Origin of the sequence: Caballeronia cordobensis (assembly GCF_001544575.2) — a bacterium.
GTDB lineage: Bacteria > Pseudomonadota > Gammaproteobacteria > Burkholderiales > Burkholderiaceae > Caballeronia > Caballeronia cordobensis.
This window is the reverse complement of sequence record NZ_FCNY02000013.1, coordinates 36,363-50,912: the sequence shown is the minus strand read 5'-3', so window position 1 is coordinate 50,912 and position 14,550 is coordinate 36,363. Positions and strand designations below refer to the sequence as shown.

13 protein-coding genes are annotated in these 14,550 nt (G+C 63.2%); 11 read left to right on the top strand and 2 right to left on the bottom strand.

Going from position 1 to position 14,550, the window contains the following annotated elements; translation table 11 throughout:
* Window positions 1–112 precede the first annotated feature (112 nt).
* The 3 genes from AWB70_RS24115 to AWB70_RS24105 all read left to right on the top strand — a co-directional run bounded on the left by AWB70_RS24115 (window position 113) and on the right by AWB70_RS24105 (window position 2,571).
* Window positions 113–1,426: an MFS transporter gene (locus AWB70_RS24115; protein WP_053568430.1), complete on the top strand. Its 1,314-nt coding sequence runs from the start codon at window positions 113–115 to the stop codon at window positions 1,424–1,426.
* Between the two features lie 157 nt (window positions 1,427–1,583).
* Window positions 1,584–1,934 carry a hypothetical protein gene (locus tag AWB70_RS24110; RefSeq protein WP_014191778.1) on the top strand — a complete coding sequence of 117 codons (351 nt, stop codon included), beginning with the start codon at window positions 1,584–1,586 and terminating at the stop codon, window positions 1,932–1,934.
* A 268-nt stretch (window positions 1,935–2,202) separates the two neighbouring features.
* Window positions 2,203–2,571 (top strand): hypothetical protein, encoded by a 369-nt coding sequence (locus AWB70_RS24105; protein ID WP_053568429.1) that lies wholly within the window; start codon window positions 2,203–2,205, stop codon window positions 2,569–2,571.
* 101 nt (window positions 2,572–2,672) lie between these two features.
* Here the strand turns inward: AWB70_RS24105 and fabI are convergent, their stop codons facing one another.
* A complete protein-coding gene (gene fabI, locus AWB70_RS24100) occupies window positions 2,673–3,470 on the bottom strand; it encodes an enoyl-ACP reductase FabI (protein WP_053568428.1) in 798 nt (265 codons plus the stop codon).
* A gap of 223 nt (window positions 3,471–3,693) precedes the next feature.
* Between fabI and AWB70_RS24095 the strand changes: the two genes are divergently transcribed.
* From AWB70_RS24095 to AWB70_RS24070, 6 genes are all read left to right on the top strand, one after another.
* The gene (locus AWB70_RS24095; protein ID WP_053568427.1) at window positions 3,694–5,562 is read left to right on the top strand and encodes an extracellular solute-binding protein; all 1,869 of its coding nucleotides are present in this window, start codon (window positions 3,694–3,696) and stop codon (window positions 5,560–5,562) included.
* Window positions 5,563–5,577: 15 nt separating this feature from the next.
* The gene (locus AWB70_RS24090) at window positions 5,578–6,618 is read left to right on the top strand and encodes a microcin C ABC transporter permease YejB (RefSeq protein ID WP_053568426.1); all 1,041 of its coding nucleotides are present in this window, start codon (window positions 5,578–5,580) and stop codon (window positions 6,616–6,618) included.
* 1 nt (window position 6,619) lies between these two features.
* Window positions 6,620–7,741, top strand: coding sequence for an ABC transporter permease (locus tag AWB70_RS24085; protein ID WP_053568425.1), 1,122 nt, complete (start codon window positions 6,620–6,622; stop codon window positions 7,739–7,741).
* Window positions 7,738–9,336, top strand: coding sequence for an ABC transporter ATP-binding protein (locus tag AWB70_RS24080; protein WP_053568424.1), 1,599 nt, complete (start codon window positions 7,738–7,740; stop codon window positions 9,334–9,336). The genes AWB70_RS24085 and AWB70_RS24080 overlap by 4 nt, the downstream gene beginning before the upstream one ends.
* Before the next feature lie 147 nt (window positions 9,337–9,483).
* Window positions 9,484–10,143 carry a C40 family peptidase gene (locus tag AWB70_RS24075; RefSeq protein ID WP_014191771.1) on the top strand — a complete coding sequence of 220 codons (660 nt, stop codon included), beginning with the start codon at window positions 9,484–9,486 and terminating at the stop codon, window positions 10,141–10,143.
* Between the two features lie 382 nt (window positions 10,144–10,525).
* Window positions 10,526–12,070 carry a 2-isopropylmalate synthase gene (locus AWB70_RS24070; protein WP_014191770.1) on the top strand — a complete coding sequence of 515 codons (1,545 nt, stop codon included), beginning with the start codon at window positions 10,526–10,528 and terminating at the stop codon, window positions 12,068–12,070.
* A gap of 59 nt (window positions 12,071–12,129) precedes the next feature.
* Here AWB70_RS24070 and AWB70_RS24065 read toward each other — a convergent pair whose 3' ends face one another.
* Window positions 12,130–12,645: a hypothetical protein gene (locus AWB70_RS24065; RefSeq protein ID WP_014191768.1), complete on the bottom strand. Its 516-nt coding sequence runs from the start codon at window positions 12,643–12,645 to the stop codon at window positions 12,130–12,132.
* A gap of 174 nt (window positions 12,646–12,819) precedes the next feature.
* On the opposite strand from AWB70_RS24065, the gene AWB70_RS24060 reads away from it, so the two are divergent.
* Both AWB70_RS24060 and rpsO read left to right on the top strand, forming a co-directional pair.
* The gene (locus tag AWB70_RS24060) at window positions 12,820–14,109 is read left to right on the top strand and encodes a branched-chain amino acid ABC transporter substrate-binding protein (RefSeq protein ID WP_053568423.1); all 1,290 of its coding nucleotides are present in this window, start codon (window positions 12,820–12,822) and stop codon (window positions 14,107–14,109) included.
* A 163-nt stretch (window positions 14,110–14,272) separates the two neighbouring features.
* Window positions 14,273–14,542, top strand: a complete 270-nt coding sequence (gene rpsO / locus AWB70_RS24055; protein WP_014191766.1) for a 30S ribosomal protein S15 — start codon at window positions 14,273–14,275, stop codon at window positions 14,540–14,542.
* Window positions 14,543–14,550: the final 8 nt, after the last annotated feature.

Below are 14,550 nucleotides of genomic sequence, written 5' to 3'. Positions count from 1 at the left end.
TGTCGATGTTCAAATATTATATATAAAAACGCGCACGGAACCCCGTGCTTTCCCTAGACGCCACAACAAACACCTTTCACTCGCGCGTCGCTAATCCTTTCGGAGACATGGCATGCCGACAACAGTCGATGGACAGACAAGCGCCACGCGCGCCAAAAGAACGCCGCTGAACCGGTCTCAGATCACGGGCTTCTGGGGCGCGTGGGCCGGCTGGACGCTCGACGGCATGGATTCGTTCATCTACGCGCTCGTGCTCGCGCCGGCGCTCACGGAACTCCTGCCGCGCTCGGGCTACGCGGCGACGCCGGCGAACGTTGGCCTCGCGGGCTCGATTCTCTTCGCGCTCTTTCTCGTGGGATGGGGTCTGTCGTTCATCTGGGGCCCGCTCGCCGACCGTTTCGGGCGCACGAAAGTGCTCGCGGCGACCATCTTCACGTTCGCCATCTTCACGGGCCTCGCCGCGACCGCGCACACGGTGTGGGAACTCGGCCTCTATCGGTTTTTCGCGGGCGTGGGGATCGGCGGGGAATGGGCGCTCGCGGGCACGTACGTCGCCGAGGCGTGGCCGGAAGACCGCCGCAAGATGGGCGCGGGGTATCTGCAGACCGGCTATTACGCGGGCTTCTTTCTCGCCGCCGCGCTGAACTACACGATCGGCGCGGCGTTCGGCTGGCGCGCGATGTTTCTCGTCGGCCTGTTTCCGGTCGTGGTGTCGATCATGGTCCTGCTGCGGGTGAAGGAAACCGACAAGTGGGAGCGCGCCGAGGCCGTGCATCCGCACGTCAAGCACGAAAGCCCGCTCAAGGCGATTTTCAACGCGCAGTACCGTAAGCGCACGATCGTCGCGGCGGTGTTGCTGACGGTCGCGATCATCGGCCTGTGGGCGGGCGCGGTGTACGAGCCGTCGGCGGTGATTCAGCTCGCGACGAAAGCGGGCATGGACAAGCACGACGCGGCGCGCATGGCGTCGATCGCGACCGGGCTGCTGTCGATCGGCACGATCATCGGCTGTCTCGCGCTGCCGCCGATGGCCGAGAAGATCGGCCGCAGGAAGACGCTCGCGGTGTATTTCGTCGGCATGGCGGCGTCGATTGCGCTCGCGTTCGGCTGGGCCTTCTATCTGCCGAACGGGCTGGTGCCGTTCATCGCGCTGCTGTTCGTGCTGGGCTTCTTCGGCGGCAACTTCGCGCTCTTTTCGCTGTGGCTGCCCGAGCAGTTCGAAACCCGCGTGCGGGCGACCGCGTTCGCATTCTGCACGTCGGTGGGGCGCTTCTTCGGGGCGATCGTGAACTTCGGCATCGGCGCGATGGTGCTCAATATGAAGACGCTCGGCGTGCCGATCGCGCTCACGGCCGTCGCGTTTCTGATCGGCCTCGCGGTGATTCCGCTTGCGCCCGAGACGAAAGGGCAGGAACTGCCGAACTGATACGCGTTTAAAAGGCCGCCGTTTTCTCACGGCGAGCCTTACTTTTCGAAAGCTTTCCCGCGGTAATAGGACGTTACCAAGCGGAAACACTTAGGCGCGCGCCGGTCCGATATAGTCCCCTCAACACAACACATGACCCATCGAGGTGGGGCTTCACATGAACAAGGTATCGAAGGCTTCCGTGCTGGCCGGCGCCGTGATGATCGGCGGCATGACATTGTCCGGCGCAGCGTTCGCGGGCGTGTCCGTGGGCGTCAACATCGGGGTGCCCGCGCCCGTGTACGTCGCGCCCGCGCCGGTCTATGCGCCGCCTCCGCCGCCCGTCGTGTACGCGCCGCCTCCGCCGCCGGTGTACGCGCAACCGGTCATCGTGGTCGGCTGGCACGGCGACCGCTACTGGGACGGCCGCCGCTACTGGGATCGTGACGATTACTATCGCTATCACGGCCACGGACACGGCAATGGTCACGCCTACGGCCACGATAAAGGGAATCACGGCTGGCATTGACCGCCGCGCGTGACCCGATGCAGGCAAGAAGCCACCCGTCCGCTGCGGGTGGCTTTTTCATATGTGATGAAATCCGTCAAAGCCGAATCCGCCATCGCGAGGACTTCCAAAGGCAATTTCACCTTCCACACAATGTAACAAAAGGTAAGCTTTCTCCTGACATTTGGTCCAGACGCGCAAAAACTTACAAAGATGAAATATTGCGTTGAAAGCTGTCCGTTATATTGGGTCGCAAGCGAACAAGCATAAGAGCGAGGTCCGTTTGCAAATGAAGATGAAACTCTCGGGGAAGGTTCTGGCTGGCGTCGTCGCCATCGCCGCGTTGAGCGGGACGGGCATCGCCCGCGCGGATGTGCAGGTCGGCGTGAATATCGGCATTCCCGCGCCGGTCTACGTTGCGCCGACGCCGGTGTATGCGCCGCCTCCGCCGCCGGTCGTCTATCAGCCGGTGCCGGTGTATGCGCCGCCAGTGGTGATCGGCTGGCACGGCAGCCGCTATTGGGACGGGCGCCGTTACTGGAACCGCGACGACTGGTATCGCCATCATGGGCGCGGGCCGCATCATGGTCCGCCGCCGGGGCATGCCCACGGACATGGGAACGGCCACGGCAATGGCCACGGTCACGGACATCGCTGAAGCTACGCGCCCGACGCGGCGCCGGCCACGAAAAAGGGCCGCTCACGCGCAGTGAGCGGCCCTTTTTTGCAAGCGAAGAACGGGGCGCTTAAATGGGGCGCTTATTCCGCCTCGGCGCCCATGCCGCCGACGACCGCATGGAAGCCGGCATCGACGTGCACGACTTCCGCGCTCACGCCCGCCGCCAGATCCGACAGCAGGAACGCCGCGACATTGCCGACCTGCTCGATCGTCACGTTGCGCTTGAGCGGCGCGTTCTCTTCGACGAAATTCAGGATCTTGCCGAAGCCCTTGATGCCGCTTGCGGCGAGCGTCTTGATCGGGCCGGCCGAAATGGCGTTCACGCGCACGCCGGTTCCGCCGAGCGACGGCGCTGCCGCCATGTAACGCACGCTCGCTTCGAGCGATGCCTTCGCGAGGCCCATGGTGTTGTAGTTCGGCAGCGCGCGCTCCGCGCCGAGATAGGACAGCGTGAGCAGCGACGAGCCGTCTTTCAGCATCGGCCGCGCGGCTTTCGCGAGGGCGGGGAAGCTGTAGGCGGAGATGTCGTGCGCGACGCGGAAGTTCTCGCGCGACATGCCTTCGAGGAAGTCGCCGGCGATCGCTTCGCGCGGCGCGAAGCCGATGGAATGCACGAGGCCGTCGAGCGAGTCCCAGCGTTCCTTGAGCGACGTGAAGAGGCCTTCGATCTGCGCGTCGTCGGCGACGTCGCACGGGTAGATCATGTCGCTGCCGAACTCGGTCGCGAATTCGGTGATGCGCTCTTTGAAGCGCTCGCCGACATACGTGAACGCCAGTTCCGCGCCTTCGCGCTTGCAGGCCTCGGCGATGCCGTATGCAATCGAGCGGTTCGACAGCAGGCCTGTCAGCAGAATTCGTTTTCCAGCGAGAAAGCCCATGAATGCTCCTTCTTTGATGTCAATGTCGCGCGTCGGCGGCGGCCAGGCGCTGTGCGGGCCTTGTGGCGCAAGCCGAACGGTGCGGGATTTTGGGTAGAATTCTCTCACATCGCAATGCTTCGCCGGGCAATCTCGCGGCGTTCGCAAGGTTCGTCCCGGGCGTTCGCCGGGTCATTCGAACGCGTCCCCCATTCACATCGCGCCAAGAGGCACATGACGGCACATGACGACTCGCACGACGATCCGCTCATCCCGCGCCTTGCTCGGATTCATTGCCTGCGCGCTGGCCGGATCGATCGCATCGGTGGCGAGCCCGGCTTACGCCGTCCACGCGATCGCGCAATACGGCGAGCCGAAGTATCCAGTCGGGTTCAGGCACTTCGATTACGTCAATCCCGACGCGCCGCGCGACGGCACGCTCGTGCTCGCCAACCCGAACCGCCTCACGAGCTTCGACAAGTTCAATCCGTTCACGCTGCGCGGCAATCCGGCGCCGGGTCTTTCACTGATGTTCGAGAGCCTGACCACGGGCAGTTCCGATGAAGTATCGACCGCTTACGGCCTGCTCGCCGACGATATCGCCGTCGCCCCCGACGGCATGTCCACCACGTTCCACATCAATCCGAAAGCGCGCTTCTCGAACGGCGATCCGGTCACGGCCGAAGACGTGAAGTTCTCGTTCGAAACGCTGAAGAGCCCGAAGGCCGCGCCGCAGTTTTCGGTGTATTTCGGGCAGATCGCGCGCGCGGTGGTCGTCGATCCGCTCACGATCCGCTTCGAGTTCAAGATCGCCACGCGCGAGATGCCGCTGCTCGCGGGCGGCATTCCCGTGTTTTCGCGCAAATGGGGGATGAAGCCGGACGGCACGCGTATCGACTTCGACAAGATCGCGTTCCAGAAGCCTGTCGGCAGCGGGCCGTATCTCATCGACCGATACGACAACGGCCGCACGATCTCGTACCGGCGCAATCCGGATTATTGGGGCGCGGCGCTGCCGGTGCGCATCGGCATGTTCAACTTCGCGCATATCGACTACAAGCTGTACGGCGATCCCACCGCGCGGCTCGAAGCGTTCAAGGCGGGCGAGTACGACGTGCTCGTCGAATACGTCGCGCGAAGCTGGGTGAGACGCGACATCGGCAAGCGTTTCGACAGCGGCGAGCTCATCAAGCGCGAGTTTCCGCAGCACAACGGCACGGGCATGCAGGGCTTCTTCATGAACACGCGGCGGCCCCTTTTCAAGGACGTGCGCGTGCGTCAGGCGCTCGATCTCGCGCTCGATTTCGAATGGCTCAACCGGCAGTTGTTCTTCAATCAGTACAAGCGTATCGACAGTTTCTTCGTCAATACCGATTTGCAGGCCAAAGGCAAGCCGGGCGAAGGCGAGCTCGCGATACTCGACCCGCTGAAAAAGCAGCTCGATCCGTCCGTGTTCGGCGAGATGCCGCGCCAGCCGGACACCGATCCGCCCGGTTCGTTGCGCGCCAATCTGATCAAGGCGCGTGAGTTGCTGGCGCAGGCGGGCTGGACCTACCGCGACGGCGCGCTGCGCAACGCGAAAGGCGAGCCCTTCGTGTTCGAAATCCTCGACGACACGGGCGGCGGCGCGTCGATGGAGCCGGTCGCGGCCGCCTTCGGGCGCAATCTGCAGAAGCTCGGCATCACGATGAATTTCCGCACGGTCGATTACGCGCTGATCCAGAAGCGTCTCGATGCCTTTGACTTCGACATGACGAGCGTGCGCATGCCCGACGTGCAGGTGCCCGGCACCGAGCAGGTGTCGCGCTTTGGCAGCAAGTCGGCGGACGAGCAGGGCTCGGACAATCTCGCAGGCGTGAAGTCGCCGGCCGTCGATGCGATCCTGCAAAAGGTGATTTCCGCGCAGACGCGCGAGCAGCTCGTCGATGCGACGCACGCGCTCGATCGCGTGCTGATGCACGGTTACTATGTGGTGCCGCACTGGTTCTCGGCGACGCATCGCGTGGCGTATCGCAATACGCTCGGCTTTCCGTCCACGTTGCCGCTCTATTACGGCGCCGAGGAGTGGGTGATATCGACGTGGTGGGCGAAGCCCGCGCACGCCGCGAAGTGACGAGGACCGCGCGCCATGTGGAGCTACATCCTTAAACGCATTTTGTTGATGATCCCGACGCTCATCGGCGTGCTCACGCTCACGTTCGTCGTGATCCAGTTCGTGCCGGGCGGTCCGGTCGAACAGGCCGTGCACGATCTGCGCCGCGGCCAGACCGAGGCCGGCGGCGGCTTCGGCCTGCGCACGCATACCGGCGTGGACGCGCAACAGGTCGAGCAGCTCAAGAAGCTCTACGGCTTCGACAAGCCGCCGCTCGAACGCTACGTCTCGATGCTCGGCAAGTTCGCGCGCTTCGATCTCGGTGAGAGCTACTTCAGGCATCAGAGCGTGTGGTCGCTGATCGTGTCGAAGCTGCCGGTGTCGATCAGCATCGGCTTGTGGACGTTCTTCATCACGTATCTGATATCGGTGCCGCTCGGCATCGCGAAGGCGGTCAAGAACGGCTCGAAGTTCGATGTCGCGACGAGTCTCGTCGTGCTCGTCGGCTTTGCGATTCCGGGCTTCGTGCTGGGCGTGCTGCTGCTGGTGCTGTTCGGCGGCGGCACGTTCTGGCAACTGTTCCCGCTGCGCAACCTCACCTCCGACAACTGGGCGACGCTCTCGCTCGGCGGCAAGATCCTCGATTATCTGTGGCACATCACGTTGCCGGTGGTGGCGTCGGTGGTGGGCAGCTTCGCCATCGTCACGATGCTCACGAAGAACGCGTTTCTCGACGAAATCCGCAAGCAATACGTGCTGACCGCGCGCGCGAAAGGCCTCTCCGAACGGCGCGTGCTCTGGAAGCATGTGTTCCGCAATGCGCTCCTGCCGCTGATCGTCGGCTTTCCGGCGGCGTTCATCGGCGCGTTCTTCACGGGCAGCCTGCTGATCGAAACATTGTTCTCGCTCGACGGGCTCGGGCTGCTCTCGTATGAATCCGTCGTGCGGCGCGACTATCCCGTCGTGCTCGGCACGCTCTATCTCTTCACGCTGATCGGCCTCGCGACGAAGCTCATCTCGGACCTCTGTTACGTCTGGGTCGATCCGCGCATCCAATTCGAACAACTGGAGCGCTGATTTGAATCGAGCCGCTTCATCGGAATCGTCACGGCGCGCCGGCAACGGCAGCGACGCGCAACCGTTGCGCGCGGAAGCGTCGGTCTCGCCCGGGCGGCGCGTGTGGCTGCGCTTCAAGCGAAACAGGCTCGGCTACTGGAGTCTGATCGTGTTCGTCGCGGCGTTCGTCATCAGCCTCGCGGGACCGCTCTGGTCGAACGACAAGCCGCTTGTCGTGCGCTATCAGGGCCACTTTTATTTTCCGCTCGTGAAGACCTACGCGGAGACGACGTTCGGCGGCGACTTTCCGACGCCCGCCGATTATCTCGATCCGTTCGTGCGCGACCGCTTCGGCGCGCCGGGCAACTTCGCCATTTATCCGCCGAATCACTACTACTACGACACGCTCAACTATTTTTCCAAAGGCTCGAATCCCGCGCCGCCTTCGCGCGAAAACTGGCTCGGCACCGACGATCGCGGCCGCGACGTGTTCGCGCGGCTCGTCTACGGCTTTCGCGTGTCGGTACTGTTCGCGCTCGTGCTGACGGCGATCGGCACCGTGCTCGGCGTCGTCGCGGGCGCGGTGCAGGGTTATTTCGGCGGCAGGATCGATATCACGGGACAGCGGCTGATCGAAATATGGAGCGCGTTGCCGGAGCTGTATCTGCTCATCATCTTCGCTTCGATCTTCGAGCCGAGTCTTATCCTGCTGATCATCCTGCTGTCGCTGTTCGGCTGGATCGGCCTGTCGGATTACGTGCGCGCGGAGTTTCTGCGCAATCGCACGCAGGACTACGTGCGTGCGGCGCGAGCGATGGGCCTCTCGAACTGGCAGATCATTTCGCGGCACGTGCTGCCCAATAGCCTGACGCCGGTCATCACGTTTCTTCCGTTTCGCATGAGCGGGGCGATTCTCGCGCTGACGAGCCTCGATTTTCTCGGCCTGGGCGTGCCGTCGCCGACCCCGTCGCTCGGCGAGCTGCTCGCGCAGGGCAAGGCGAATCTCGACGCGTGGTGGATTTCGCTCTCGACCTTCGGCGTACTCGTCGCGACATTGCTTCTGCTCACGTTCATGGGCGATGCGTTGCGCAACGCGCTCGACACGCGCATCGCCGACGCGGTGAAAGCGGGAGGCGGCCAATGAACGAGCCGCTGCTTTCGATTCAAGACTTGCGCGTGCGCTTCGGCGATACGCTCGCGGTCGATGGCGCCAATCTCGAAATCCGCGCGGGCGAGCGTGTGGCGCTCGTCGGCGAATCGGGCTCGGGCAAGAGCGTGACGGCGCTGTCGATCCTGCGCCTGACTGGCGATGCCGAAGTGACCGGCTCGATCCGCTTCGCCGGCGACGAACTGCTGTCGAAGAGCGAGCACGCGATGCGCGGCCTGCGCGGCTCCGATATCGCGATGATCTTCCAGGAGCCGATGACCGCGCTCAATCCGCTCTACACGGTCGGCGACCAGATCGGCGAGACGATCCAGCTGCACGACGGCGCGAGCCCGCGCGAGGCGCGGCAACGGGCGATCGCGCTGCTCGCGCGCACCGGCATCACGGAACCCGAACGGCGCGTGGACAGCTATCCGCATCAACTGTCGGGCGGGCAGCGCCAGCGCGTGATGATCGCGATGGCGCTCGCGTGCCGTCCGCGCCTCTTGCTCGCCGACGAGCCTACCACCGCGCTCGACGTGACGATCCGCGCGCAAATCGTCGAACTGCTTCTGGAGCTGCAACGCGACGAAGCGGAAAAGCGCGGCATGGCCGTGCTGCTCATCACGCACGATCTGAATCTCGTGCGGCGCTTTGCCGAGCGCGTCGCGGTCATGGAAAAGGGCGTGCTCGTCGAAAGCGGCACGGTGGAGGCGATTTTCACGTCGCCGCAGCATCCCTATACGCAGCGGCTGCTCGCCAGCAAACCGAAGCGCGCGGTGCTGCCGGTGCTGCCGATCGCGCCCGTCCTGCTCGACGCGAAGGACGTGTCCGTCGAATACCCGACGCGACTGCGCGGGCTCGAAGGCTGGTTCCGGCGCGGCCGCTTCAGGGCCGTCGACGACGTGTCGCTGACGGTGCGCCAGGGCGAAACGCTCGGCATCGTCGGGGAATCGGGCTCGGGGAAATCCACGCTCGCGATGGCGCTGCTCGGCCTGCAACGCATTTCGAACGGCACGGTGCAGTTTCAGGGCCGCGCGCTCGGAGAATTTCGCGGGCGCGAAAAAACCGTGCTGCGCTCGAATCTGCAAGTGGTGTTTCAGGACCCGTTCAGTTCGCTCTCGCCGCGCCAGACGGTCGAGCGGATCGTCGGGGAAGGGCTCGCGCTGCATCGCCCGGAGCTGGACGCGGCCGCACGGCGCGCGAAGGTGATCGCCGTGCTGCGCGAAGTCGGCATGGAACGCTCGGCGCTCGAGCGCTATCCGCACGAATTCTCGGGCGGGCAGCGGCAGCGCATCGCGATCGCACGCGCGCTGGTCCTGGAACCGAGCATCCTGATCCTCGACGAGCCCACCAGCGCGCTCGATGTTTCCATTCAGACTCAAGTACTTGCGCTGCTCGCCGACATTCAGAAGAAGCACAATCTCGGCTACGTTTTCATCAGCCATGATCTGCAGGTAATCGGTGCGATGGCGCACCGTGTTGCGGTCATGCGAAATGGAGTTGTCGTCGAATCCGGGGATGCGGAGAAAATTTTTTCGAACCCTTCCGACGAATACACAAGAAAGCTTCTGAAAGCAGCGTTGGTTTCCTAAAAATCTTTCTTTTTAATCAATTGGGTGGGTATCTCAATTGTATTTTTCTATTTCTTTTGACAGTTAAATAATTTGTGGCTAGTATCCCTCCAAACTTTCACGTATCTTCCTGATTTAGCAGCCTTTAATTGTAAAACCTACCGACCGATGCAGCCACTAACGATGACTCAGACATGCGCGCGCGCCGCCGCGGGCATGTTAATCGGCCTCCTGATGACAACAGCTTCCGGCGCGTTCGCCGACGAAGTCAGCAGTAGCAGCCAGAATGCCCGCAATGGCATTTTCTCCTCCAGCAAGTCCACCGACGCAGCAAGCGCAGACGCCGCCAGCAATCCGGGCGGCGCGAAGTCGTTTCTGTCGGGCGTCGCGAGCAAGGCGGGCGACGTCGTCGTCGGCGCGCTCAACATGATCGGCGTGCGCTATCGCTGGGGCGGCAACACGCCGGATTCCGGCCTCGATTGCAGCGGCTTCGTGCGCTACGTGTTTCAGGACACGCTCGGCATGACCCTCCCGCGTCGCGCCGAGGAAATGAGCCGGGTCGGCGAGAAAGTGACCGTCGCCGATCTCAAACCGGGCGACCTCGTGTTCTTCAACACGATGCGCCGCTCGTTCTCGCACGTCGGCATCTATATCGGCGACAACAAGTTCGTGCATTCGCCGTCCACCGGCAGCACGATCCGTGTCGACGACATGGAAGACGGCTACTGGGAAAAGCGCTTCCAGGGCGCGCGCCGTATCGATAACGCGCAAGTCGGCGACGGTTCGGAACTGCGTCAGCGCGTAAGCGCTTCGATCGGCGGTTACTGACCGGTCCTGCCAGCTTGAAGAAAAGCCTGCCTCCTTCGGGACGCAGGCTTTTTTTTCGCGCCCGCCCGAAGCGAGCGATGCGTCAATCGGCGCGATCGGAAAGCCTCATTGCACGCACTTGCAAAAGCCGTTATAGTTTTTGAATGAACTTTTTGCCGTTCCCCTTCTCGCTGTTCCCGGCTGGTGCGTTCGCTGTTTCGACGGCGCGCGCGCTATCGCTACTAGCGCGCCTACCGCGCTGATTCTTCTCGCCTCCCGTCTGCTCGTCCATTCAGGTTTTCGACGCCAGCGGTGGCGCGAACACCCGAATTCCCTTTTGCCTTATCGTTATTTCGGTCCCGAAATTTCCAACAATCGATAAATCTCCCCACAGGAGCCCAACATGGCAGCAGACAAGTTGATCATCTTCGACACGACCTTGCGCGATGGCGAGCAGTCCCCCGGCGCGTCGATGACGAAGGAAGAGAAGATCCGCATCGCGAAGCAACTGGAGCGCATGAAAGTCGATGTCATCGAAGCGGGCTTCGCCGCCAGCTCGAACGGTGACTTCGACGCGATCAACACGATCGCGTCGCTCGTGAAAGACAGCACGGTCTGCTCGCTCGCCCGCGCGAACGACAAGGACATTCAGCGCGCCGCGGACGCGCTCAAGCCCGCGAATCAGTTCCGGATTCACACGTTCATCGCCACGTCCGCGCTGCACATGGAAAAAAAGCTGCGCATGACGCCGGAGCAGGTCTACGAACAGGCGAAACTCGCGGTGCGTTTCGCGCGCAAGTTCACCGATGACGTCGAGTTTTCGCCGGAAGACGGCAGCCGCTCGGATATCGATTTCCTCTGCCGCGTGCTCGAAGGCGTGATCAACGAAGGCGCGCGCACGATCAACATCACGGATACGGTCGGCTACGGCATTCCCGAGCACTACGGCAATCTCGTGAAGACGCTGCGCGAGCGCGTGCCCAATTCCGACAAGGCGATCTGGTCTGTGCACTGCCACGATGACCTCGGGCTGGCGGTTGCGAATTCGCTCGCGGGCGTGCAGATCGGCGGCGCGCGCCAGGTGGAATGCACGATCAACGGTCTGGGCGAGCGGGCGGGCAATACCTCGCTCGAAGAGATCGTGATGGCCGTGAAGACGCGCAAGGATTACTTCGGCCTCGATGTCGGCATCGACACGACGCAGATCGTGCCGACTTCCAAGCTCGTCTCGCAGATCACCGGTTTCGTCGTCCAGCCGAACAAGGCGGTGGTCGGTGCGAACGCGTTCGCGCACGCGTCGGGCATCCATCAGGACGGCGTGCTCAAGGCGCGCGACACCTACGAAATCATGCGCGCGGAAGACGTGGGCTGGAGCGCGAACAAGATCGTGCTCGGCAAGCTCTCCGGCCGCAATGCGTTCAAGCAGCGCCTCGAAGAGCTGGGCGTGACGCTCGAATCCGAAGCCGACGTGAACGCCGCGTTCGCGCGCTTCAAGGATCTCGCCGACCGCAAAGCCGAAATCTTCGATGAAGACATCATGCAGATTGTCTCCGAGGAATCCGCCGAGGCGCAGGCGAAGGAGCACTTCCGCTTCGTATCGATGAAGCAGCACTCCGAAACCGGCGAGCAGCCGCAGGCGAAAGTCGTGTTCGCGGTGGAAGGCGCCGAAGTTACGGGCGAGGCGCGCGGCAACGGCCCGGTCGATGCGACGCTGCACGCGATCGAATCGAAGGTCGAAAGCGGCGCGGAACTCGTGCTGTATTCGGTCAACGCGATCACCACCGGCACGCAGGCGCAGGGCGAGGTGACGGTGCGTCTGTCGAAGAGCGGGCGCATCGTGAACGGCGTCGGCACTGATCCGGACATCGTGGCGGCGTCCGCCAAGGCGTATATCGCCGCGTTGAACAAGCTGCACTCGAAGGTCGAGAAGCTCAATCCGCAGCTTTGATTTTTTCGCTTCGAACGCAAGAAAGCCCTCGCGAGAGGGCTTTTTTCATGGCGCGGCGCTCAGAAGAGATTGCGCCTGTCCGGGTCGTGCAGCGGGTCGGGCGTTTTCTGCGTCATGCGCAAAATGCCCTGATCGTCGAAATAGAAGTTGTACATTAGATACCAGATGTTGGCTTCCATATAACGATAAGTCCAGACTTCGCGCTTCATCAGCGGAAAGTACGACGTCTCCACCGGCCGGCCGAAATTCACGAGTACGTCGGCCCGCGTCCAGGTGCCGATCTGCGCCTTGTAGAACTCGTTTTCGTCGAGCACCTGTCGCACGCTCACGATTTTGCCGGATGCGTCGATATCGGCGGCGGTGGTGAATTCGCCGAGCGGCTGCGTTGGCCACATCAGGCGCTTGCCGCCGTTGGGCAGATCGTAGACTTCGCGCGGCGGGCCCAGGCGGGTCGTGATCGCCGATGCATCCGCGCCGGTCTGGTAGTTCTGCCACGGCTGCGCGCAGGCCGAGAGCAGCAGGGCGGCGCCCGCGACCGCGAGGGCGCCGCGCAGGCGATGGAATGTGTGCAGCATGACAGCCTCCACGTGCTGATTCATTCGTTGTTTGTGGTGATTTTGACATGCGCGCGCGACAAAACATTCTCCACGGCGTCGCGACATTCGAGCGGAAGTGTCGGCAATGCCGGACTTGCGCGGTGAGCGCCGCGCGGCCTATGATCCGCGCTTTCAGCGGATCGGCGAAAACCCATGAAGAATGAAATCGGCGGGCGCGCGGCGCGATGGCTGCGCATCCTGACGGCGACGTGCGTCGCTTTGTCGTGCGCGGCGCAGGCGGCCGATCTGCCGCCCGTCAAGCTCGCGCTGATCGAGGGCATGTCCGGGCCGTTCGCGAACGCCGGCGCGATGGTCGAGCGCAATCTGCGCTTCGGCGTCGAGCGCGTGAACGCGAAGGGCGGCGTGAAGCTCGCCGACGGCATGCATCCGCTGCAACTCGTCGTGCTCGACGGCAAGGGCAGCAGCGAGGCGACGCTCGTGCAGTTGCGCGCGGCGATCGACGAGAAAATCGGTTTCGTCATGCAGGGCAACAGTTCGGCGGTGGCGGCGGCGCTCGTCGGGGCGATCGACAAGCAGAACGCGCGCGAACCCGAGCGGCGCGTGCTGTTCCTGAATTATTCCGCGGACGATCCCGCGCTCACCAACGACGCCTGCAGCTTCTGGCATTTCCGCTTCGACGCGCACGCCGGCATGCGCATGGACGCGCTCGCCGATGCGCTCAAGGACGATCGCGCGGTGAAGAAGGTTTATCTGCTGAATCAGGATTACAGCTTCGGTCACGATGTGAGCCGCGAAGCGCAGCGTGCGCTCAAGGAGCGGCGGCCGGATGTCACGATCGCCGGCGACGAGTTTCATCCGATCGGACGCGTGAAGGACTTTGCGCCGTACATCGCGAAGATCCGCGCGAGCGGGGCGGATGCGGTTATCACCGGAAACTGGGGCAACGATCTGACGCTGCTCGTGAAAGCGGCGCGCGAGCAGGGGCTCGACACCAAGTTCTACACGTTCTACGGCAATGGGCTCGGCGCGCCCGCAGCGCTCGGCGACGCGGGCGTGAAGCGCGTGATCGCGGTCGCGGACTGGCATCCGAATGCGGGCGGCGCGGCGTCGGACGCGTACTATCGCGCGTTTCGCGCGCGCTATCCCGCCGCGGCCGACGATTACCTCGTGGCGCGCATGCCGCTGATGATCGACATGCTCGCCTCGGCGATGACGCGCGCCGGCAGTGCGGACCCGCTCGCGGTGGCGCGTGCGCTCGAAGGCATGAAGTTCGACGGCGAAAATTTCCATGCGATGACGATGCGCGCCGAGGATCATCAGGTGATCCAGCCCCTTTATGTCATGGAAATGGACAAGACGGGCACGAAGGGCGTGGGCTTCGACAACGAGGGCTCCGGCTACGGTTTTCGCACGCTGCTGGCCGTCTCCGCCGACAAGACCGCCCCGCCGACGACCTGCAAGATGACGCGCCCCGCGCGTTAGCCCGGAACCGCGTCTTTGCCGGCCTGCGGTGTGCTATACTCCACGCTTCGTCTTCGGCTTGTCCGTTGCGAAAAATCTGAATTGGCCAACTGGCCGAATTGCAAAACCCACCACGGCACGGCCTTTCTTCCGTGACCGCCTGTCTGTATCAAAGGAAATGCAAATGTCCGTAGCAGAAATCAAGAAATCCGACATCGTCGCAGAATACGCGCGCGGCACCAACGACACCGGCTCCCCCGAAGTGCAGGTCGCACTGCTCACGAGCCGCATCAACGAACTGACCGTCCACTTCAAGTCGCATTCGAAAGATCACCACAGCCGCCGCGGTCTGCTGCGCATGGTGAGCCGCCGTCGCAAGCTGCTCGACTACCTGAAGGGTAAGGATGCGGATCGTTATCGCTCGCTGATCGAGAAGCTGGGTCTGCGCAAGTAATTGGCGCA

What these genes read in the sequence shown, in the direction of transcription:
- rpsO (WP_014191766.1), top strand. Translation starts at nt 14,273, where the DNA reads ATGTCCGTAGCAGAAATCAAGAAATCCGACATCGTCGCAGAATACGCG.
- AWB70_RS24115 (WP_053568430.1), top strand. Translation starts at nt 113, where the DNA reads ATGCCGACAACAGTCGATGGACAGACAAGCGCCACGCGCGCCAAAAGA.
- AWB70_RS24110 (WP_014191778.1), top strand. Translation starts at nt 1,584, where the DNA reads ATGAACAAGGTATCGAAGGCTTCCGTGCTGGCCGGCGCCGTGATGATC.
- AWB70_RS24070 (WP_014191770.1), top strand. Translation starts at nt 10,526, where the DNA reads ATGGCAGCAGACAAGTTGATCATCTTCGACACGACCTTGCGCGATGGC.
- AWB70_RS24075 (WP_014191771.1), top strand. Translation starts at nt 9,484, where the DNA reads ATGCAGCCACTAACGATGACTCAGACATGCGCGCGCGCCGCCGCGGGC.
- AWB70_RS24090 (WP_053568426.1), top strand. Translation starts at nt 5,578, where the DNA reads ATGTGGAGCTACATCCTTAAACGCATTTTGTTGATGATCCCGACGCTC.
- AWB70_RS24095 (WP_053568427.1), top strand. Translation starts at nt 3,694, where the DNA reads ATGACGACTCGCACGACGATCCGCTCATCCCGCGCCTTGCTCGGATTC.
- AWB70_RS24080 (WP_053568424.1), top strand. Translation starts at nt 7,738, where the DNA reads ATGAACGAGCCGCTGCTTTCGATTCAAGACTTGCGCGTGCGCTTCGGC.
- AWB70_RS24060 (WP_053568423.1), top strand. Translation starts at nt 12,820, where the DNA reads ATGAAGAATGAAATCGGCGGGCGCGCGGCGCGATGGCTGCGCATCCTG.
- fabI (WP_053568428.1), bottom strand. Translation starts at nt 3,470, where the DNA reads ATGGGCTTTCTCGCTGGAAAACGAATTCTGCTGACAGGCCTGCTGTCG.
- AWB70_RS24105 (WP_053568429.1), top strand. Translation starts at nt 2,203, where the DNA reads ATGAAGATGAAACTCTCGGGGAAGGTTCTGGCTGGCGTCGTCGCCATC.
- AWB70_RS24065 (WP_014191768.1), bottom strand. Translation starts at nt 12,645, where the DNA reads ATGCTGCACACATTCCATCGCCTGCGCGGCGCCCTCGCGGTCGCGGGC.